The organism is Streptomyces sp. SID5464, assembly GCF_009862985.1.
Classification (GTDB): Bacteria; Actinomycetota; Actinomycetes; order Streptomycetales; family Streptomycetaceae; genus Streptomyces; species Streptomyces chartreusis_D.
The window spans coordinates 844-21,576 of record NZ_WWIQ01000042.1; the positions used below are offsets into that span (position 1 = coordinate 844).

General features: G+C 72.3%; 15 protein-coding genes. 9 read left to right on the top strand and 6 right to left on the bottom strand.

The features are described from left to right. Positions 1 to 221 (bottom strand): polyketide synthase docking domain-containing protein (locus GTY47_RS21075; protein WP_010048681.1); only part of this gene is annotated, 221 nt, incomplete at its 3' end. 290 nt (positions 222 to 511) lie between these two features. Between GTY47_RS21075 and GTY47_RS21080 the strand changes: the two genes are divergently transcribed. Beyond that, on the top strand, positions 512 to 2,497 hold the full coding sequence (locus GTY47_RS21080) for an FAD/NAD(P)-binding protein (protein ID WP_010048685.1): 1,986 nt from the start codon (positions 512 to 514) through the stop codon (positions 2,495 to 2,497). Further along, positions 2,494 to 3,948, top strand: a complete 1,455-nt coding sequence (locus GTY47_RS21085) for a lyase family protein (RefSeq protein ID WP_010048687.1) — start codon at positions 2,494 to 2,496, stop codon at positions 3,946 to 3,948. Before GTY47_RS21080 ends, GTY47_RS21085 begins: the two co-directional genes overlap by 4 nt. Before the next feature lie 13 nt (positions 3,949 to 3,961). On the opposite strand, the gene GTY47_RS21090 is transcribed toward GTY47_RS21085, so the two are convergent. Both GTY47_RS21090 and GTY47_RS21095 read right to left on the bottom strand, forming a co-directional pair. Next, a complete protein-coding gene (locus GTY47_RS21090; protein ID WP_010048689.1) occupies positions 3,962 to 4,717 on the bottom strand; it encodes an alpha/beta fold hydrolase in 756 nt (251 codons plus the stop codon). Between the two features lie 85 nt (positions 4,718 to 4,802). Further along, on the bottom strand, positions 4,803 to 5,021 hold the full coding sequence (locus tag GTY47_RS21095) for a DUF5988 family protein (RefSeq protein ID WP_010048691.1): 219 nt from the start codon (positions 5,019 to 5,021) through the stop codon (positions 4,803 to 4,805). Between the two features lie 233 nt (positions 5,022 to 5,254). Here GTY47_RS21095 and GTY47_RS21100 point away from each other — a divergent pair, with 233 nt between their 5' ends. Continuing rightward, the gene (locus tag GTY47_RS21100) at positions 5,255 to 5,719 is read left to right on the top strand and encodes a DUF779 domain-containing protein (RefSeq protein WP_010048692.1); all 465 of its coding nucleotides are present in this window, start codon (positions 5,255 to 5,257) and stop codon (positions 5,717 to 5,719) included. Here the strand turns inward: GTY47_RS21100 and GTY47_RS21105 are convergent. The 3 genes from GTY47_RS21105 to GTY47_RS21115 form a co-directional block, all read right to left on the bottom strand. Then, positions 5,716 to 6,354: a chorismate mutase gene (locus GTY47_RS21105; RefSeq protein WP_010048693.1), complete on the bottom strand. Its 639-nt coding sequence runs from the start codon at positions 6,352 to 6,354 to the stop codon at positions 5,716 to 5,718. The genes GTY47_RS21100 and GTY47_RS21105 overlap by 4 nt on opposite strands. Positions 6,355 to 6,420: 66 nt before the next feature. Further along, complete coding sequence (locus GTY47_RS21110) at positions 6,421 to 7,803, bottom strand: M20 family metallopeptidase (protein ID WP_040904437.1); 1,383 nt, start codon at positions 7,801 to 7,803, stop codon at positions 6,421 to 6,423. Further along, entirely contained in the window at positions 7,790 to 8,836 is a 1,047-nt protein-coding gene (locus tag GTY47_RS21115; protein WP_010048695.1) for an Lrp/AsnC family transcriptional regulator, read from the bottom strand. Before GTY47_RS21115 ends, GTY47_RS21110 begins: the two co-directional genes overlap by 14 nt. 112 nt (positions 8,837 to 8,948) lie before the next feature. Here GTY47_RS21115 and GTY47_RS21120 point away from each other — a divergent pair, with 112 nt between their 5' ends. The 6 genes from GTY47_RS21120 (at position 8,949) to GTY47_RS21145 (ending at position 20,724) form a co-directional block, all read left to right on the top strand. Next, positions 8,949 to 10,520 carry an AbgT family transporter gene (locus GTY47_RS21120; protein ID WP_010048696.1) on the top strand — a complete coding sequence of 524 codons (1,572 nt, stop codon included), beginning with the start codon at positions 8,949 to 8,951 and terminating at the stop codon, positions 10,518 to 10,520. Positions 10,521 to 10,558: 38 nt separating this feature from the next. Further along, entirely contained in the window at positions 10,559 to 11,713 is a 1,155-nt protein-coding gene (locus GTY47_RS21125; RefSeq protein WP_010048697.1) for a M20 family metallopeptidase, read from the top strand. Between the two features lie 240 nt (positions 11,714 to 11,953). Further along, positions 11,954 to 14,875 carry a glycosyl hydrolase 115 family protein gene (locus GTY47_RS21130; RefSeq protein ID WP_010048700.1) on the top strand — a complete coding sequence of 974 codons (2,922 nt, stop codon included), beginning with the start codon at positions 11,954 to 11,956 and terminating at the stop codon, positions 14,873 to 14,875. A gap of 256 nt (positions 14,876 to 15,131) precedes the next feature. Next, positions 15,132 to 16,616, top strand: coding sequence for a cytochrome P450 (locus tag GTY47_RS21135; RefSeq protein WP_078603010.1), 1,485 nt, complete (start codon positions 15,132 to 15,134; stop codon positions 16,614 to 16,616). Beyond that, positions 16,600 to 17,607, top strand: coding sequence for a (-)-alpha-amorphene synthase (locus GTY47_RS21140; protein ID WP_010048704.1), 1,008 nt, complete (start codon positions 16,600 to 16,602; stop codon positions 17,605 to 17,607). The genes GTY47_RS21135 and GTY47_RS21140 overlap by 17 nt, the downstream gene beginning before the upstream one ends. A gap of 207 nt (positions 17,608 to 17,814) precedes the next feature. Next, the gene (locus GTY47_RS21145) at positions 17,815 to 20,724 is read left to right on the top strand and encodes an AAA family ATPase (protein WP_040904442.1); all 2,910 of its coding nucleotides are present in this window, start codon (positions 17,815 to 17,817) and stop codon (positions 20,722 to 20,724) included. Positions 20,725 to 20,733 lie beyond the last annotated feature (9 nt).

Here is a 20,733-nt window from a genome sequence, read left to right on the forward strand (position 1 = left end):
CCCCGGTCCGTCGGGAACTCCGACGTCGCGTCTGCGCCGTCGGCCACCAGTCGCCACAATTCCTCGGGGGAGGAGACTCCGCCCGGATAACGGCACGCCATACCGACGATCGCGATCGGTTCCCGCATGTTCGACTCGACCTCGGAAAGGCGCCGGCGCGTCTCATGCAGATCCGCTGTCACTCGCCGCAGGTAGTCAACGACTTTCCGCTCGTCCGTCATGAGGTTCAATCCCTTCCGACCCCGAACCGATCTGGCGCGGGAGCCTGAAAACGGCAGCCCAATAAGCCGTCCTCCGGCTCTCGGCATCCCGATCCTCGGCAGGGAGGGCGATAACGGACAACCCCTGGCACCCCCCTAAGCACCGGTGATGAACGGGGCAGGGGTGCGGGTTCCGGTAATGCGTGTCCGGCACGACTTGACGGATCCGCAGGAGCTTCGTTGACCTGCACGGAAATGCCTCGCGACGATTCCGGCGGCCGGATTTCGAGGCACCGGGACGGAGCGTTCGCATGAACGGCACCATGGAGATCTGCATCGTCGGCGCGGGCCCGCGTGGATTGTCCGTGCTGGAGCGGCTGTGCGCGAACGAGCGGGTGGCGCCGTCCTCGTCCACCGTGCTGGTCCACCTCGTCGACCCCTGGCCGCCGGGCGCCGGGCGGGTGTGGCGCCCGGCGCAGTCCCGCCATCTGCTGATGAACACGGTGGCGTCGCAGGTGACGATCTATTCCGACGACAGCACCCGGATCGATGGACCCGTCGAGCCCGGTCCCAGTCTGTACGACTGGGCGAAGCAGCTGGCGCTGCTGGGGCCGCTGGCCGGCCGGGGCGGTCACGACGAGGAGACGCTGCGGGAGGCGAAGTCGCTGGGCCCGGACTCCTATCCGACGCGGGCCTTCTACGGCCACTACCTCAACGACTGCTTCGAGCGGATCGTGGCCGGTGCTCCTCCGCACGTCACCGTGCGGGTGCACGCCTCCCAGGCGGTGGCGATGGCCGACACGCACGGCGTCCCGGGCGGGCCGCAGGGTGTGCGGCTGGCGTGCGGCACCCGGTTGAACAGTCTGGACGCCATCGTGCTGGCACAGGGGCATGTGCCGTGCCGGCTCACACCGCGTCAGGAGCGCACCGCGACCCTGGCCCGCATCCACTATCTGACGTATGTGCCCCCGGCCAACCCTGCGGACGTCGACCTGAGCGGCATCGGGCCGGGCAGTCCGGTGCTGCTGCGCGGGCTGGGGCTCAACTTCTTCGACTACATGGCCCTGTTCACCCTGGGCCGGGGAGGTTCCTTCCACGAGGAGGCCGGCCGGCTGGTGTACCGGCGGTCCGGGCAGGAGCCGGTGATGTACGCGCACTCACGGCGCGGGGTGCCGTACCACGCGCGCGGCGAGAACCAGAAGGGCCCGTTCGGGCGCCACCGGCCGCGGCTGCTGACGGCCGAGTACGCCACGGCACTGCGCGCCCGGGGTGAGGACGGGGAGCGGGTGCACTTCGGCACCGATCTGTGGCCGCTGATCTGCCGGGAGGTGGAGGGCGTCTACTACGGCACGCTGCTGGAGGCCTGCGGCCGCGGCGGCGAACGGGGGGCGTTCGAGGAACGGTTCCTGGCCGTCCCGGCGGACGGTGAGACGTCGCCGCTGCTCGACGAGTTCGGTATCGCCGTGGCGGACCGGTGGGACTGGGAGCGGATCGCGCAGCCGTGCCGCGGCAAGCGGTTCGGGGACCGTGCGGAGTTCCGCGCCTGGCTGCTGGACCACCTGCGCGACGACCTCGACGCGGCGCGGAGCGGGAACGTGAGGGGTCCGCTGAAGGCGGCGTTGGACGTGCTGCGGGACCTGCGCAACGAGATACGGCTGGCCGTGGACCACGGGGGTCTGGAGGGCAACTCGCACCGGGACGATCTGGAGGGGTGGTACACGCCGCTCAACGCGTTCCTGTCCATCGGTCCGCCGGCCTCCCGGATCGCGGAGATGATCGCGCTGATCGAGGCGGGGCTGCTGGAACTGACCGGCCCGGGAACGGAGGTCCGCTTCGACACGGCCGATCCGTCGTTCGTCGCGGAGTCGGCGTCGGTGCCGGGGCCGCCGGTCCGGAGCCGGGCGCTGATCGAGGCCCGGCTTCCCGAGCCGGACCTGCGCCGCACCGACGATCCGCTGCTGCGGCATCTGCTGGCCACGGAGCAGGTCGGGCCGTACCGGATCCGCTCCGGCTGCGGTGCCACGTACGAGACGGGCGGGCTGGCGGTGACCGAGCGGCCGTATCACCTGCTGGACGCGCGCGGCAGGCCGCATCCGCGGCGGTTCGCGTTCGGGGTGCCGACGGAGTCGGTGCACTGGGTGACCGCGGCTGGGGTCCGGCCGGGGGTCGACTCGGTGACGATCGGCGACTCGGACGCCATCGCGCGGGCGATCACGGGGCTGCCGCCGGTGGCGCATGTGCCGGCCACGGTACGCCGGACGATGACGGACACGGACCTGACCGGGGTGATCGTGTGACCGGGCCGCAGGACGGGGTCGGTGATCCGCTGCTGGACGCCGGCCTGCTCTCCCCGGTGCGGGCCGGCACACCGGCCGAGGCTGCCGTGTCCGATGTGGCGTGGCTCCAGGCCATGCTGGACGCCGAGGCAGCGTTGGCGCGGGCGCAGGCCGCTCTGGGGCTGGTGCCGCGGGCCGCCGCCGAGACCATCAGCCGGCTGGCCCGTGCCGAGCTCCTGGACGTGCGGGCCCTGGCGCTGGCGGCGCGGGATACGGCCAACCCGGTGGTCGGTGTGGTGCAGGCGCTGAGCGGGGTGGTGGGGCGGGAGGACCCCGCCGCGGCCGAGTACGTGCACCGGGGTTCGACCAGTCAGGACGTGCTGGACACGGGCGCCATGCTGGTGGCCTGCCGGACGCTGCGCGTCATCCGGGGCGACCTGGCGCGGGCGGCGGGGTCGCTGGCGGATCTGGCCGGGGCGCACCGTGACACGCTGATGGCGGGCCGGACGCTGACGATGCACGCGGTGCCGACGACGTTCGGGGTGAAGGCCGCGGGCTGGCGTCAGCTGCTCCTGGACGCGGACCACCGGCTGGAGCTGGTGCTGGAGACGCTCCCGGTGTCGCTCGGCGGCTCGGCGGGGACGTTGGCCGGCTACGTCGAGTACGCCCGGATCGACGGCCGTACGGCCGTCGGCTCCGAGGGGACCACGGGCAAGGAGCGGGGCGCGGACCTCGATGTCGCGCGGTACGTGGCCGAGTTGGCGGAGGCGTTTGCCGCGGAGACGGGGCTGTCGGCCGGTCCGGCGCTGCCCTGGCACGCGCTGCGCAGTCCGATCGCGGACCTCGCGGCGGCACTGGCGTTCACGGCGGGCGCGCTCGGCAAGATGGCGGTGGACGTGCAGTCGCTGACGCGCACGGAGGTGGGCGAGGTGGCCGAACCGTCCGTGGCGGGGCGCGGGGTCTCCTCGGCGATGCCGCAGAAGCGGAACCCGGTGCTGGCGACGCTCGTGCGCAGTGCCGCGCTCCAGGTGCCGGTCCTGGCGGCCGGCCTGACGCAGTGCCTGGTCGCGGAGGACGAGCGGTCGGCGGGGGCGTGGCACGCGGAGTGGCAGTTGCTGCGGGAGTGCCTGCGGCTGACGGGCGGTGCGGCGCACACCGCGGTGGAGCTGGCGGCGGGGCTGGAGGTCCGGCCGGAGCGGATGCGGCAGAACGTGGCGCTCATCGGCAGCGCGCTGGTGTCGGAGCGCCTGGCGGCGGCTCTGGCGCCGAGGCTCGGCAAGGCGACCGCGAAGCGGCTGCTGAGCGCCGCGACCGAGGTGGCTTCCGGGTCGGGACGCCCGCTGCCGGACGTGCTGGCGGAACTGCCGGAGCTGGCCGGGGCGTTCACCGCCGAGGAGTTCGTGCGGTTGTGCGACCCGGCCGACTACACGGGTGCGGCCGGGGCCCTGGTGGACCGGGCACTGGCCCGGTAGTCCGGCGGCGCGCTCAGCGTGGCGCGACGGCGGACTCGGTCAGCCGCTCGCGGATGAGGCGGATCACGTCCGGTGCGTGGTCGACGAGGAAGAAGTGGCCGCCGGGGTACCGCTCCATCTCGAAGGCGCCCTGGGTGTGGTCGCTCCAGGCGCGTACCTCGTCATGGCTCGCCTTGGGGTCGTCGTCTCCGGTCAGCGCGGTGACGGGGCTGCGGAGCCGGTGGTCCGTCGCGCACACGTAGGTCTCCGCCGCGCGGTAGTCGTTCCGCACGGCCGGCAGGACCATCCGCATCAACTCGTCGTCGCCGAAGACCCGTTGGTCGGTGCCGCTGAGCCTGCGCAGTTCGGCGATGATCCCGGCGTCGTCGCGCTGGTGCACCTGCTCGTCCCGGTGGCACGAGGGTGCGCGGCGCCCCGAGACGAAGACCCGCTCGGCGACCCGCCCGGCCTGCTCCAGCCGGACGGCGACCTCGAAGGCCAGGGTGGCGCCCATGCTGTGCCCGAACAGGGCGAAGGGGCGGTCCACCGCGCCCGTCACGGCCCGGCACACATGGTCCGCGAGGCCGCCGATGCTGTCGATCATGGGCTCGTGGTGCCGGTCCTGGCGCCCCGGGTACTGGACGGCAAGCACCTCGACACGGGGGTTCAGCGCCTGGGCCACCGGCCGGAAGAAGGACGCCGAACCACCCGCGTGCGGCAGACAGACCAGTTGCACGGGGGCGTCGGGGCTCGGAAAGAAGCGCCGTATCCACGGATCGGTGGCGGTCATGTGGCCTTCCTGTTCTGTCGCGCGGGACAACGGCGACGACGGCGACCCGGGCGGCCGCCGCCGTCTTCTCTGTGCTGGGCCGTGCTCACTCGGCTGGTTTGGTGGCTCCCGTCCAGACGAAGACACGCAGGCGCACGCCGTCGTGCACCTCCCATTCTGAGGTCGGCACGAAATGCTCGTACCGGTTTCCGACATAGAACTTCAGCCTGTCGTCGGGGTCCGAAACATGCCGGAAGCGCTCGTCCTCGGCGAGGTAGGGCGAGGGACAGCCTCGGAGAACCACATTCGGCTGGGCAACGCTCATGCGGGGAACTCCTCTCGGCGTCTGCTGCCATCTGCCACCGGGCGGCGACGATCGCACAGCGCCTTGCCACACGTGGAATTCGGACAGAATGCGGCCTGCATTCCCCGTCAGCGTATTTCCGGGCGACCATTGCCGGACACCCCTATAGCCCCCTACACATGGGCGGACGGACACTGGAGAACCGGGTATACGGACCGGCTCCGTACCGCCTTGTCGCCACCTGGAGGGATCCCATGACCGACTCGCCCGCCCCCGAACCCCAGGTTCTGCCGACGACCGCCCCCACGGGACGTGTCGAACTGACGCCCGCCGCCGAGGACCTGCTGCGGCGGCTGACCGGGACGCACGGGCCGGTGATGTTCCACCAGTCCGGCGGCTGCTGCGACGGCAGCGCCCCGATGTGCTACCCGCGCGGCGAGTTCCGGGTCGGTGCCTCGGACGTCCTGCTGGGGCACGTGAGCGGGGACACCCCGTTCTGGATGAGCGCGGACCAGTACACGTACTGGTCGCACACCCACCTCACCGTGGACGTGGTCCCTGGACGTGGCAGCGGCTTCTCCCTGGAGGCCCCGGAGGGCGTCCGCTTCCTGCTCCGCTCCCGCCTCCTCACCGACGAGGAGCTGCACCGCATCGAGTCGGAACCGCCCCTGCCGACCGGGGCGGACCAGGTCGCCCAGGGCCTGTCGGACAGGCCCTAGGGCGCGCCCGTGTCGCACACCGACGGCAGCGCCCGCCCGAACCCCGTCAGGTGCAGCGCGTCCAGCCGGTGGGTGTACGCGGACCAGCCGGCGGCCGTCGCCAGGCGCGGACCGCACGACGGCAGGGCCCGGGCCCGTTCCGTGTCGTCGAGCGCGGCCAGCAGCTGTGTGGTGATGCGGTCGAGGGCCGGGCGGACCTCCTTGGCCAGGTCGGGCCGCTCGGTGGGGCGCTCGGCGGGGTGCGCGTCCCAGCGGGCGTACAGGCCGCGCTGCACCAGCTTGTTCGCCTCGATCTGGTCCCGGAACACGGCGGCCACGGCGTCCGGGGCGAGGCCGAGGCCCACCGCCCGGGCGCGGACGTCGTCCAGGATCCGCGCCTCGCGCTCCGGGTCGTCGATCGGCGTGTCCGTGCCGTACTTGGCGGCGGCGACCTTGTCGGCCAGCAGCAGCCGCTGGGCCAGCAGTTCGGTCACCGACGACAGACTTGATGCCACGCCGTTTGCGGCGGTCGTGTGACGTACGGGAGCGGGCCGCTCGGCGGCGGTGGCCGGGCCGGCCGTACCGAGGGCCAGGGTCGCCGCGGTCGTCAGGGTGCTGAGGAGAGTGAGGGTGGACCGGAGAGGTCGAGGGGGCACAGGGGTGTCCTTCCGTGGGGGCGAAGCGCCGGACCGCGGCGCTGTCCGGCAACCTACCGATCGCCGTCAGGCCCGTGGTTGACCGAGGTCCCAGAACAGGCCCGCCATGATGCGCAGCCCCTCGCGGGCCACCGACGCCAACAGGTGCTCGTCAGGGGCGTGTTGGGAGCAGGAGGGGTGGGAGTGCGGGACCCACACCGTGGGCAGGCCGAGGATGTCCGCGAAGGCGTCGTTGGGGAGGGTGCCGCCGAGGTTCGGCAGGACGGCCGGTTCCTTGCCCGTGGTGTGCCGCAGGGAGTCCACGGCCCGGCGGACCCACGGGTCGTCCGGGCTGAGGCGGGTCGCGGGGACGGCCTGGAGGACCTCGACGTCGACCATGGACAGGCCGTGCGCGTCGAGGTGGTCGCGGACGATGCGTTCGAGGTCGCGCCAGGGCGTGCCGACGACGAAGCGGAGCTGGACGTCGGCGTGGGCGGTGCCGGGAATGGCCCCGACGGGCTTGGCGGGGTCCCCGGCGGCCAGGGTGAGGACCTCCAGGGTGTTCCAGCCGAAGACGCGTTCGGCCGGGGTGAGGCCCGGTTCGCCCCAGTCGGTGTCGACTTCCGGGTCGCCGTCCCCGCCGCCCACGGTGAGGTTCGCCAGGGCGGCGGCGACGGGCTCGGGCAGCGCCGGCGGCCGCAGTTCCTCCACCAGGATGCGGCCGCGGGAGTCGACCAGGGTGGCCAGGGCGCCGGCGAGCACCGTGGCGGGGTTGCGCAGGGCGCCGCCCCAGTTGCCCGAGTGGTGGGCGCCCTCGCGCAGGGCCACGCGCAGACGGAAGTTGGCGGCGCCCCGGGAGCCGAGGAACAGGGTGGGGCGGCCGGCCGCGAGGCGTGGGCCGTCGGAGGCGACGAGCAGGTCGGCGGCCAGGTCGTCCGCCAGCCGGCGGCAGACCTCGTGCAGACCCGGTGAGCCCGACTCCTCCCCGGTCTCCACGAGCACCTTCAAGTTGAAGCCCAGCCGGCCTCCCCGAGCGGCCAGGACCTGTTCGAGCGCGGCCAGGTTGACGGTGTGCTGGCCCTTGTTGTCGGCGGTGCCGCGCCCGTAGAGGCGGTCGCCCTCGACGACGAGTTCCCAGGGGGACAGGCCGGTGCGCCAGCGGCCGTCCTGCCCGGGGACGACGTCGCCGTGGCCGTAGACCAGGACGGTGGGCAGGCCGTCGGCCTCGTGCCGGCGGGCGAGCAGGAACGGGCCCGCGCCCGGCACCGGGTTGTCGACGATCCGTACGGTCGCGCCCAGGCGGCGTACGGTGGGGGCGAGTTCGTCGGCCAGGTAGGCGCGCAGCGGGCCCGTGCCGTCGGGCGGCGGGCTCTGCGTGGGGAACGCGACGCGGCGCCGCAGGTCGGCCAGGAAGCCGCCGGAGTCGAAGTAGGCCTCCGCCAGGCCGATGGCGGTCTCACGTGTCGTCATGCCGTCCACTCCCGGTGTCCGTCGGGCCGGGCAGGGCGGCCAGGCGGCCGTCCTCCCGGTCGAGCCAGTGCCGCCGCAGTGCCTGGAGCACGACGGAGACGTCGAAGGAGATCACCCCGTCAAGCTCCGCCAGGTCCCGGGTGAGGAACTCCGCGAGCCCCTCCTCGTCCCGGAAGACGCCCTGGTGGACGACGGAGAAGGTGCCCGCGTTGGTCGACACGTACCGGGCGGAGGGGTGCCGGGCGAGCGTCCGGGCGGCCTCGCGCACCCCGCCCGGCGCCACGGTCAGCGCGACCACCGCCTCCAGGGCGTAGCCCAGTAGTCCGGGCTCGATCTCCACGCGGGGGCGGACCAGTCCGCGCTGGAGCAGCGACTGGGTGACGCGGTAGGCGGTGGACTGCCCGATGCCGAGTTCCCGGGACGCCTGCGCGGCGGTCATCCGGCCGTCGGCGGCGAGCAGCCGCAGGATGCGCAGCTCGTCACCGGTGGGGCGGGCGGGCCGGTCCGCGCCGCCCGGGTCCGTCTCGCGCTCCTCCGCCGTGTAGGTGGCGAGCAGCCGGTGCTGGTCCTGCGTCAGGCGCGGCAGCCGCCAGGCGTCGGACTTGGTGTCCGCGCGCAGGACGAGTTCGGTCCGGGTGGACCGTACGCCGGGGAGCGTGGCGATGTGCCGGGTGAGCAGGTCGCGGGCCTCGGCGCGGCGCGCGGGCTGGACGACGCAGTAGACGTCCGCCTGCCCGGCGGTGACGGCGACATGGGCCGCCTCGGGCAGTTCGACGAGCCCCCGGGCGACGTCGAGGGCCCGTCCCGGCGCGGCGGCGACCCACACGTGCCAGGGGGTGCCCTCACCGGTCACCGACAGGTCGACCTGGCCGATCACCCGCAGCAGCCGGTTCGACTCCAGCCGGGCCAGCCGCCGTCCCACGGTGCTCGCCGACACGCCCAGCGCCTGGGCCAGCAGGCTGAGCGGGGCGCGCGGTGCGCGCTGGAGCGCGGCGACCAGGTCGAGGTCGTCGTCGTCCAGGGCGTTCTCCATGCGACCCATCCTCCTTGGAACGAATCCGTCAACCAGCGACTTCACACGACCGATACGACCGCAACAACCTTTTTACTTGCATGATTTCGTCAACAGGGCCGTCAATAGGGATGTGACCACCGCCACTTCACCCCCGCCGCCCGACGTCCCCTCGAAGCAGCTCTCCCGGCTGCTCGCCGTCCTCGGGCGCATCGAGCGCCTCGGCAACAAACTCCCCCACCCGTTCTGGCTGTTCGGTGTGCTCAGCGTCGTCCTGGCGCTGGTCAGCTGGCTTCTGTCGGCCACCGGCGCCTCCGCGCTCAACCCCGCCACCGGCAAGACGGTGGGAGTGCGCAGCCTCGTCTCGGGCGAGGGACTGCGGATGATGATCTCCGACGCGGTGACGAACTACGCCACGTTCCCGCCGCTCGGCACGATCCTCGTGGTCATGCTGGGCGTGGCCGTCGCCGACCGGTCGGGGCTGCTGCCCGCGATGCTGCGGGCGGCCGTCGCGCGGGTCCCGGCGCGGTGGCTGACGTTCACGCTCGCCTTCACCGCCATGGTCGCGCACGTCGCGTCCGACGCGGCCTACGTGGTGCTGGTGCCGCTGGGCGCGATGGCGTTCCGGGCGGTGGGACGCAGTCCGATGCTGGGTGCCGTGGTGGCGTTCGTGTCGGTGTCCGCCGGCTATGACGCGAGCCCGCTGGTCACCCCGACGGACGCGGTCCTGGCCGGTCTGACGACGGCCGCCGCGCACACGGTCGACCCTTCGTACGTGGTCAACCCGCTGTCCAACTACTTCTTCTCGGTGGCCTCGTCGGTCGTCCTGGCCATCGTCGTCACCGTCGTCACGGAGAAGGTCATCGCCCGGCGGGTGGCCGCGATGCCGGAGGAACCGGAGCCGGAGGACGCCCCCGACGCCGCCGGCACGGAAGCCGGACTGACGCTGCGCCCGGAGGAACGCAGAGGCCTGCGCAACGCGGGACTCGCGCTGCTTGCGTACGCCGCGCTGGTCGTGGTGGCGATGGCCCCGGCCGGATCGCCGCTGCGCGGCGAGGGCGGCAGCATCGTGCAGTCGCCGGTGCTCACCGGCATCGCGGTCGTCCTGGCGGTGGCGTTCCTGATCGTGGGCGCCGTGTACGGGCGGACGGTCGGGACCGTACGGACCGGGCGGGACATCCCCGACCAGATGGCGCAGGGCCTGCGCGAGATGGCGCCGATCCTGGTGCTGTTCTTCGCCATCTCCCAGTTCCTGGCGTACTTCAAGTGGACCGGCGTCGGCGAGGTCCTGGCGATCCGGGGCGCCGGGCTGCTCGAGTCGGCGGGCATCACGGGCCCGGTGGCGTTCCTCGGCGTCCTGCTGGTCTGCACGGTCATCAACCTGCTCGTCACCAGCGGCTCCGCCCAATGGGCCCTGGTCTCCCCGGTGTTCGTGCCCATGTTCATGCTGCTCGACATCCCGCCCGAGGTGACCCAGGCGGTGTACCGCATCGCCGACTCGTGCACCAACGCGGCGACACCGATGAGCGCCTACTTCGTGATGACCCTGGGTGTCGTCCAGCGCTACCGGCGCTCGGCCGGCATCGGCACGCTGCTGTCGCTGACCCTGCCGCTGTGCCTGGTCATGCTGGCGGCCTGGACGCTGCTGTTCTACGCCTGGTGGGCGCTGGGCATTCCGCTGGGCCCGGGGGTGCCCGTCCGCTGACCGCCCGGCCGCTTCCGCACGTACGAGGAGGACCGTCCATGTCCCTGATCCGCGTCGAATCGCCGGCCCGGGAAGCCCTGCCGGAGATGACCGGAGACCTGCGCAGGCTGGTCGAGCTGGAGACACCCAGCGACGACAAGGAGTTGCTGACCGCCGGGCTCGCCTCCGTCGAGGCCTGGACGCGCCACCGGCTCGGCCCGCCGGACGAGTCGCGGCGGTACGACGGCGGTCCGCACGGCGACATGCTGGAACTGCTGTACCGGGGCACATCGCCCGCGCTGGTGCTGGTCCTGTGCCACTACGACACGGTGTGGCCCGCCGGCACCCTCGCCGAGTGGCCCTTCCGGGTGAGCGAGGACGGGCGGGCCACCGGGCCGGGAGTGTTCGACATGAAGTGCGGTCTGGTGCAGGCCGTGTGGGCGCTGCGCCTGCTGCGGGAACTGGATCTGCCGCGCCCGTCGGTGCGGCTGTTCCTGAACGGCGACGAGGAGATCGGCAGCCCCGCCTCCCGGCCGGTGATCGAGCGGCTGAGCGAGGACGCGACGGCCACGCTCGTGTGCGAGGCGTCGGCCGGGCCGGAGGGGGCGCTGAAGACGTCCCGCAAGGGCGTCGGCCTCTTCGAGGTGACCGTGGAGGGCGTGGAGGCCCACGCGGGCCTCGATCCGCACCGGGGCGCCAGCGCCGTGCACGCCCTCGCCGAACTGGTCACCCGGATCGCCGTCCTGGGCTCCCCGGAGCGGGGCACGACGGTCAACGTCGGGGTGATCAGCGGCGGCACGGGCCGCAACGTCATCGCCGGCCGGGCGAGCTGTGGCATCGACGTACGGATCCCCGACCCCGCCGAAGCGGCCCGCGTCGACGCCGCACTGGCCTCCCTGACGCCCTCCGACCCCCGGGTACGGGTCTCGGTCACCGGCGGCTGGAACCGTCCCCCGATGGTGCCGACGCCCGCCTCCCGGCTCCTGTTCAAGCGGGCCCACGCGGCGGCGCAGGAGCTGGGGTGGACCCTGCGGGAGACGGCCGTCGGCGGGGCGAGCGACGGCAACTTCGTCTCCGCGCTCGGCCGTCCCGTCCTCGACGGCCTGGGCGCGGTGGGCGACGGCGCCCACGCACGGCACGAGCACGTCCTGCTGGACCACATCCCGCCGCGCACGGCGCTGCTGGCGGGGCTGCTCATGGCAGGGGTGGGTTAGCCGCGCACCCCTCCCCGGCCTCTGGACGCCCCCGCGCGGGCTCGCCTAGGGTGCGGTCGCAAGCGCTTTCTAGCCTGCTCATGCCAAGCCTGCACACCCACCCCACGTGCGCGCAGCCCCGCCACGGCCCGGACGAGGAACCGACGCGGGCCTGACGCTGAAAGGCAGTGTCCCGTGCCGCACAGCGAGCCCCACAGACCGTCGCACCCGTCATGGACCCGCAAGTCGTTCTTACGGGGAATGGCAGCCGTCGGCGCCGCCCCCCTGCTCCCCGCCGCCGTACTCCCCACCGCCACCGCCGAAGCCGCGGCCTCGGCCCGGCCGGACTTCCCGCTGCTCCGGAACGGCACCCCTGCGGACGTGTTCGTGGACGCGGCGGAGGACCCCGCCGTGATCCGGGCGGCCGGTGACCTCGTGGCGGACGTGGAGCGGGTCGGCGGCGTCCGGCCGCGGCTGCTGCACGCCGTGCCCCGGCAGGCCGAACTGCTGGTCCTGGTGGGCACGATCGGTGCGAGCCCGGTGATCGACCGGCTGGTCCGGCACGGACGCCTGGACGTCTCCCGGGTCCAGGGCCGCTGGGAGGCGTCCGTCACCCAGGTCGTGGACCGTCCGCTGCCCGGTGTGGACCGCGCCCTGGTCATCGCGGGCAGCGACCGGCGCGGCACGGTCTACGGCGTCTACGACACCTCGGAACGCATCGGTGTCTCGCCCTGGTACTGGTGGGCCGACGTGCCGGTGGTCCGCCGCGACACGGTGACGGTCCCGGCAGGCCCCTTCGTACGCCACGAGCCCGCCGTCCGCTACCGCGGCATCTTCATCAACGACGAGCAGAACCTCACCACGTGGTCCCACCGCACCCAGGAACCGAACAAGAACATCGGCCCCCGGACCTACGAGCGGGTCTTCGAGCTGCTGCTCCGCCTCAAGGCCAACTACCTCTGGCCCGCGATGCACCCGTACTCCGACTTCTTCAACAAGCACCGCGAGAACCCCGAACTGGCCGACCGCTACGGCATCGTGGTCGGCTCCAGCCACCCCGAGGCCATGCTCCGCAACGGCGTGCACGAGTGGGAGCCGTGGGCCGAGGACCACCGGAACCCCGACGGCACCCTGCCGCTCTACGACTACACGGTGAACCCGGCCGTCATCTCCGACTACTGGCGGGCGCGGGCCCGGCAGAACGCGGCATACGAGAGCAGCTGGACGATCGGCATGCGCGGTCTGCACGACTCGGCGCTGGAGACGAAGTACGCCACCACGATCCCGGAGAAGGTGGCGGTGATGAACGACATCATCACCGACCAGCGCCGCATCCTGGCCGAGGAGGTGGGCGAGGCGGCCGAACCGCAGATCTTCATCCCGTACAAGGAGGTCCTGGAGCTGTACAACGCGGGCGTGAAGGTCCCCGACGACGTCACGCTGATCTGGCCGGACGACAACCACGGCAACATGCGCCAGCTCCCGAACGAGGCGGAGCGCCGCCGCTCCGGCGGCAACGGCATCTACTACCACCTTTCCTACTGGGGCCGTCCCAGGAGCTACCTGTGGCTGGACACCACGCAGTTGAGCAAGGTGTGGCAGGAGCTGCGCCGGGTCCACGACCACCAGGTCGACCGGATGTGGATCTTCAACGTCGGTGACATCAAGTCGATCGAGACGGGCCTGTCCTTCTGCCTGGACATGGCGTGGGACGTGGACCGCTGGGGCCCGGGGAACGTCGAGGACTTCCTGGTGGAGTGGGCCGGGCGCCAGTTCGGCCGGCGCCACGGCTCGGAGATCGCCGCCATCCGCACGGAGTACTACCGCCTGGCGGCGGAGCGGCGCCCGGAGTTCATCGACAAGGCGATCTTCTCGACGGTGCACCACGGCGACGAGGCGGGCCGCCGGCTGGACGCCTACGAGCAGTTGCTGGACCGGGTGCGCAAGCTGGGCGCGAAGCTGCCCGAGCCCTACCGCGACGCCTTCTACGAACTGGTCGAGTACCCGGTGCACGGGGCCTTCTTGATGAACCTGAAGTACTACTGGGCGGACCGGAACGCGCTCGCCGTCCGTCAGGGGCGCGGCGCGGGCACGAACCGCTTCGCGGACCTGGCCGAGGCCGCGCACGCCGAGGAGCAGGCGATCACCCGCCGCTACAACGCGGAGATCGCGGGCGGCAAGTGGGACGGCATCGTCAACCCCTACCCGTCCCAGGTTCCCAAGGCGCCGGGCCGACCGGCCGTCACACGGGTGCCCCGCCAGGAGACCTCGGGCCTCGGGCTGGCCGCGGAGGGCAACGAAACGGGAGCGGGTCACCCGCTCTCCTTCTCCTCCTACGCCCGCGACCGCCGCTTCGTGGACGTCTTCAACACGGGTTTCCTCCCGCTGGAGTGGCGGGCCGAGCCGAGTCACCCGTGGATCCGGCTGAGCACGGCCGGCGGGGAACTCACGGACCAGACACGGGTGTGGGTGGAGATCGACTGGCCGCGGGCACCGGAGGGCACTCACCTCCCCACACTGACCTTCACCGGCGCGGGCACGACCGCCGAGGTGCCCCTGCGGGTGGTCAACGACGGCGAACGGGCCCGGCAGCGCGCCCGCGGTTTCGTCGAGGCCCACGGCTACGTGTCGATCGACGCCGCGCACTTCGACCGCCAGGTGGCGCGCGGCGGGGCCCGGTGGCGGGTGGTGCGCGGCCTGGGACGCCGTACGGCCGCCGTCGAGGCGGTACCGACGACCGCACCGCCGATCACCGAGGACCTCCCCACCCGGTCACCGGAGCTGCGCTACCGGGTGCGCTTCACCAGCACCGGCACCTTCGCGGTGACCGTCTTCCGGCTGCCCTCCCTCGACGAGCGGGGCAAGCGCCGGCTGGCGGTCGCCCTCGACGACCAGCCGCCGACGGTCCTGTCCGGCCAGGCCATCGCCACCGGAAACCGGGGGGACGCCTGGGCCCGCAACGTGGAGGAGGGCATCGAGAAGCTGACGGCCCGGGTGACCGTGACGGAACCGGGCGAGCACGTCCTGCGGCTGTTCATGACCGACCCCGCGATCGCCGTGGACCAGATCGTCATCGACACGGGTGGCCTGCCCGCGAGTTGTCTCGCGCCACCGGAGAGCTACCACCGCGTCTTCAACCCCGACCCCGCCGTCACACCGGGCGTGGCGACCTTGGACCACTAGGTCGGTCAACCGGCAGTCGCGGCCTGCGGGAGCGCTGACGGGAACACGGATTTCTGCGTGCACAGAAAATCGATAAGAAGCTGGGTGCATGCGGCAACCGTGATTCGCTCGACGCCCCTCCATGCATCCGTGCGCCCCTATGGAGAAAGGGTTCGGCGAGCCATCCACTCATTCCACTGGGCAGGACATGAGTCGAGCATCAAGTCGGTGCGACCGCACCGAAATCCCGTGCGCCAGCTGAGGCAGGTGGTATTCGATGAGCGGCTCCGTTCCCGGACCAGCCCGAGATTGGACAGTGGGCACTGCTCCAGGCATATTCCCATTCATCGGCCACGGTATCGACTTGGTCCGTCGGCCGCTGGCTTTTCTGAATTCTTTACCCGCACACGGAGATCTGGTCGAGATACGCCTGGGTCCGCAGCGTGCCTGGATGGCGTGCCACCCGGACCTGGTCCACCAGGTGCTCAGGGACCCGCGCACGTTCGACAAGGGCGGCCCGCTCTACGACAGGTTGCGGATGCTGCTGGGGGACGGCGTCGGCACCTGCCGCCACCAGGATCACCGGCGACAGCGCAGGCTGCTCCAGCCGGAGTTCCGCAAGGCACGCGTCGCCGACCAGGTGCGCCTGATGGGCGAGGAAGTGGAGTCGGTGTGCCGCGCGTGGCGGGCCGGGCAAGTGGTGGACATCAGCGCGGCGATGATGGACCTGTCCACACGTGTGGTCGGCCGCGTCCTCTTCTCCGACTCGCTCGACACCGATACGGCCGCCGAGATGCGCAGGTGCCTGGCCACCGTGTTCCGCGGCGTGTTCGTCCGGACGGTGATGCCGGTCGACGCGCTGTTCCGTGTTCCCACGCCGGCGAACCGGCGTTACCGGCACGCTTCCGACCGCCTGTGCGCGATCGTCGACGCGGCCATAGCCCAACGTCGGCGAGGCACTCCCCACGACGAGCGCGACGACCTGCTCGGGACCCTGCTGGCGGCCACGCGGGCCGACGGCGGGGGGACGGCGATCACCGATGAGGAAGTCCACGGCCAGGTGCTGACGCTGATCTTCGCCGGTGCCGAGAGCACAGCCCTGTGCCTCTCCTCCGCCTTGGAGCTCCTGGGGAGGCATCCCGAGGAGGAACGCCGCCTGCACTCCGAAGTCGACGCCGTGCTCGCTTGGGGGCAGCCGCCCGGCCCCGACGAGCTGCCGCGCCTCGTCCGCACTCGGTGCATCCTCACCGAGACCCTCCGTCACCGCCCGCCCGGCTGGCTCTTCACCCGCGTCACCACGCAGGAGACGGAGCTCGCCGGACACCGTCTCCCGAAGGGCGCCACCGTCATGTTCAGCCCGTACCTCCTGCACCACGATCCCGACCTGTTCCCCGACCCTGATCGCTTCCTCCCCGACCGCTGGCTGCCCGGGCAGACCGTCGCGGCCCCGCCCGGAGCGATGATCCCGTTCGGTGCGGGCAGCCGGAAATGCATCGGAGAGACACTCGCCCTGACGGAGGCCACGGTGGCCCTCTCGTTCATCGCCCGCCACTGGCGGCTGCGTCATCTGCCGGGCCACACCGAACGGCTGCGCCCAGCGGCGTCGTTGGGTCCGAGGGGACTGGTGATGGTCGTCGAACCGCGAGCGAGGCGACCGGTGGACACACCGCCTCGGGCGGATTCCCGCGCACCCGGGACAACTGTCGTACCCGTCGTCCACGACTCACGAACGGCAGGTGGCAACGATGTCCGCGACGCATGAGGAAATCACGCTCGCCGCACAGGACGGAATCCCGGTCGTCGATCTGAGGGAACTGATCGACGCGAATCTCTACATGCCCTTCCCCTTCCAGCGCAACCCCCACGCGTCCGAAGCGGCGGCGGGCGTCGACGAATGGCTGAGCACCTGGGGGCTGACCGACGACCCGGCGGTGGCGGCCATGATCTCCCGTACGCGCCCCGCCGAACTCGCGGCCTGCAACAGCCCGACCATGGATCCGGGGCTCCTCCAGATCATGGCCGACCAGATCGCCTACCAGTTCATCTTCGACGACCGCGCGGAGGACGTCGGCCGGCACACGCCGGGCCGGCTGCTGCCCATGCTGTGCGAGAGCATCGCGATCCTGCGGGACGGCCAACCGCCCACCACCCCGCTCGGGGCGGCCCTGGCCGACCTCCATCGACAGGTACGGGAGCGGTGCACACCCGCTCAGGCCGCACGATGGGCCTGGAACAGCCGGGAGTACGTGCACGGCCTGCTGTACGAAGCGGTGGCCCAAACCGACGCCGTCCCGGTGGGAAGCGGACTGTGCCGGTCCATACGCTCCCTCATCGCGGGCGTCGAGCCGTTCTACCCGCTGTGCGAGGCCGCGCAGCCGTGCGAACTGACCCCAAAGGAGATCCATCACCCCGTCATGCGACGCCTGAGCCGGCTGTCGGCCGACGCGGCGGTGTGGATACCCGACCTCTTCTCCGCGGTGAAGGAACAGCGTGCGGGCGGCGTGATCAACCTGGCCCTCGCCTACCAGCGCTCACACCGGTGCACCCTGCCCGTGGCCGTCACGCTGGCCACCTGGCACATCAACAGCACGATCCGCGAGTTCGAGGAGCTCTACGGTGAGCTCAGGCCGGAGTTGACCCCCTCCGGAGTCGGCTACGTGGAGGGCATGGCCGGCTGGATCCGCGGTTGCTACTACTGGTCCCGCACCGTGCCGCGGTACGCGGACGCGATGGCGGCACCCTCGGTGCCCTGATCCGCTGCCCGACCGACCGTTTCCACCACGGTGTTCCCGACAGGCGCGGAAACGCAGCAGACTACCCGAAAGGCGGAGACCACAACCGCTCCCGCGGGAAATTCACCCTCCCTGTCGACCTCTGCTTCCGACCCGGCCAAGGGGCGTGCACGAGGGCGTACGCTCGCCCCGTCCGGCGGGGAGCAACGACAGGAAGCGGTGGACCACATGGCCCACGGGCTGCGGCAATCGATCAACGAACAACGGCCTCTGCTGGAACGCGACGAGGAACTCCAGGCCGCCGACGACGCGTTGGCGCGGCTGCGTGACACCGTCGACGGCGTTCCCCGGGTACCGCGCGGCGGGTTCCTCGCCTTCACCGGTGAGGCCGGGCTGGGCAAGACGACACTCATCGCGGCGGTGCGCGCCCGCGCCGCCGCGCTCGGGTTCACGGTGTTCTCGGGCAAGGGCGGCGAGAACGAGCGGGGGATGGCCTTCCGCGTCGTCCGCCAGGCCATGCAGCCCGCCCTGGCCAGGATGGGCGAGACGGAGCGCCGGGATTTCCTGGGCAGCTGGTACGACATCGTCGGCGCGGCGCTCGGTCTCGAGGCGACGGACCCCGCCCGGATGCCGGACCCGACCGGAGTGCGCGACGGCCTCGACTGGGTCATGACGCGCCTGACGATGTTGAACTCGCCTGTCGTTCTGCTCCTGGACGACCTGCACTGGGCCGATGGCGAATCCCTGGACTGGCTCGCCTCCTTCGCGCCCCGGGTCGCGAACCTCCCGCTGCTGATCGTCGTCGGCTACCGGCCCGACGAACTCCCGTCCGACGCGACCTCTTTCCGTACGCTCGTCGAACGCCACGAGCAGCGCCCGCACGTGCTGTCTCCGCTCGGCGAGGCGGGCGTGGCGCGGATCATCAGGGACGAAGTGGGTGAGGAAGCCGAGGACGCGTTCTGCGGCGAGTGCTGGACGGTCACCGGCGGGAGCCCCTTCGATGCCGTCGAACTGGCCATCAGGCTCCGTGAACGGAAGGTCAGGGGCACCCGGGACGAGTTGCCGGTGATGCGGGACCTCGCCGCTGCGGTCAAGGGCCCCGGCCTGATCGAGCGCCTCAAACGGCTGGGCCCGGGCACCGTCCGCTTCGCCTGGGCCGGCGCCGTCCTGGGTGGGCCGTTCTCACCGGAGGCTGCCGCCCACCTCGCGGTGGTCGGCAGCGAGGAGGCCGTCGAGGCGGCCGAGAAGCTGCGCGCCCGCCGCATCCTCGCGGACGTCGACGAGCCCGCGGGCGGCCTGGAGTTCGTCCACCCGCAGATCGCCACGACGATCTACCGCGACATCCCTCCGGGCCTGCGGGTCGGCATGCACAACGCGGCCGCCCATGCCGCCCAGACGGTCGGGGCCGACCCCACCGTCGCCGCCCGGCACCTGCTGGAGGTCCCCTGCGACGGCCGGCCCGAGGCGGTCGCGTGCCTGCGCGCCGCCGCCCGTGAGTACCTCCGCGCCGGGGCACCGGAGGCCGCCCGGCGCGTGCTGACCCGAGCGCTGCGGGAACCGCCCCCTGCCGAGGACCGCGCCGCCCTTCTCCACGAGCTGGCCTGCTCGACCTTCCTGATCGAACCCACGGCCACGGTCAACCACCTCCGGGAGGCACTGGCGGAGCCGGGAATCGACCCCGACCTGCGCGCCTCCATCGTCTACCGGCTGACCCAGGCGCTGGCCCACACCGACCGGCTGACCGAGGCCGCGACCGTGGCCGCCGACGAGGCGCGGCGCGCCACCAATGCACGCGTCAAACTGCGCATGCAGGCCGATCACTTCGTATGGAGCGCGTTCCGCGCCGACGAGCCCGACTCGTCCGCCCGCTCGCGCCGGCTGGCGCGGCTGGCGGAGAAGCTGCCCGGCCGGGGCCTGGAGGAGCGCTACATCCTCGGTCTGCGGGCGTGGGACGCCCTCGTGCGCGGCGAGCCGCGGCGGACCGCCCTCGGGTATGCCGAGGAGGCCCTCCGCGGCGGGATGAGCTGGACCGACGAGAACCGCGGCTTCGAGGTGCCCGCCGCCGTCGCCCTGCTGTTCATGTACTGCGACCAGCCACGGCGGGGCGAGGAACTCTTCGCCGAAGGCATGGCCGAGTGCGAGCACATGGGGTGGCGAGGCTCGCATCTGGCGCAGGGCCAGACGCTCCTGGGTTACATCCGCTACCGCCGTGGCTGCCTGCCCGAGGCGGAAGAACTCGTCCGGGCCGGGCTGCACACCGCCGAGCGCGTCGAAGGAGCGGTGCCCGCCCAGTGGTTCGCCATCGGCATTCTCATCAAGACGCTGCTGGCCCGTGGACTGACCGGTGACGCGCGCCGGCTCGCCGACAGCTACCACTACGGCGACGTGGTCCCCAACGCCGTCATCTTCCCCGATCCCCGCACGGTGTACGCCGAACTGCTCCTGGCGGAGGGGCGGCTCGCGCAGGCGGCACGACTGTTGTCCAAGGTCGGGGAGTGGCTGGACGGGCGGGACTGGCGCAACCCCGCGTGGTGTCCCTGGCAGCTGGGACTGGCCTCGGCACTCGCCCGCACCGACCCTGACGAGGCGGTCCGCCATGCCCAGGACGCCGTCAAGCGGGCCCGGGACTTCGGCGCGGCCTCCGCGATCGGCCAGGCCCTGCACGTCCAGGCGGAGGTGACGGGCGGGGAGGCGGCGGTCGATCTGCACGCGCAGGCCGTCGACCAGCTGGAGCAGTCGCCCGCCGCGTACCAGCTGGCCCGTGCCCTGATCGGCCTGGGCGCCGCGCTGGCCCGCAACGGCCGTGTGCACGACGCCGCCGACCGGCTCTACCAGGGTCTGGAAGTCGCGGTCCACTGCGGCGCCGAGGGCCTGGCAGCGCGGGCCAGGCGGGAGCTCTCCGCCGCGGGGCTGCGCCCGCTGCCCCTGCGCTACGCGCAGACGGACATGCTGACGGGCCCGGAGCGCAGGGCCGCCGAGATGACGGCCATGGGCCACCCGGCACCGGTGGTCGCGAAGGACCTGCGGGTCACCGAGCAGGGCGTACGGCAACTGCTGTCCTCCGTGTACCGGAAACTCGGCACGGACGCGTCCGGCCTCGCCGACGCCCTGTCGAACCGCTCCCGGCACGAGCGGTAGCAGCCGGAC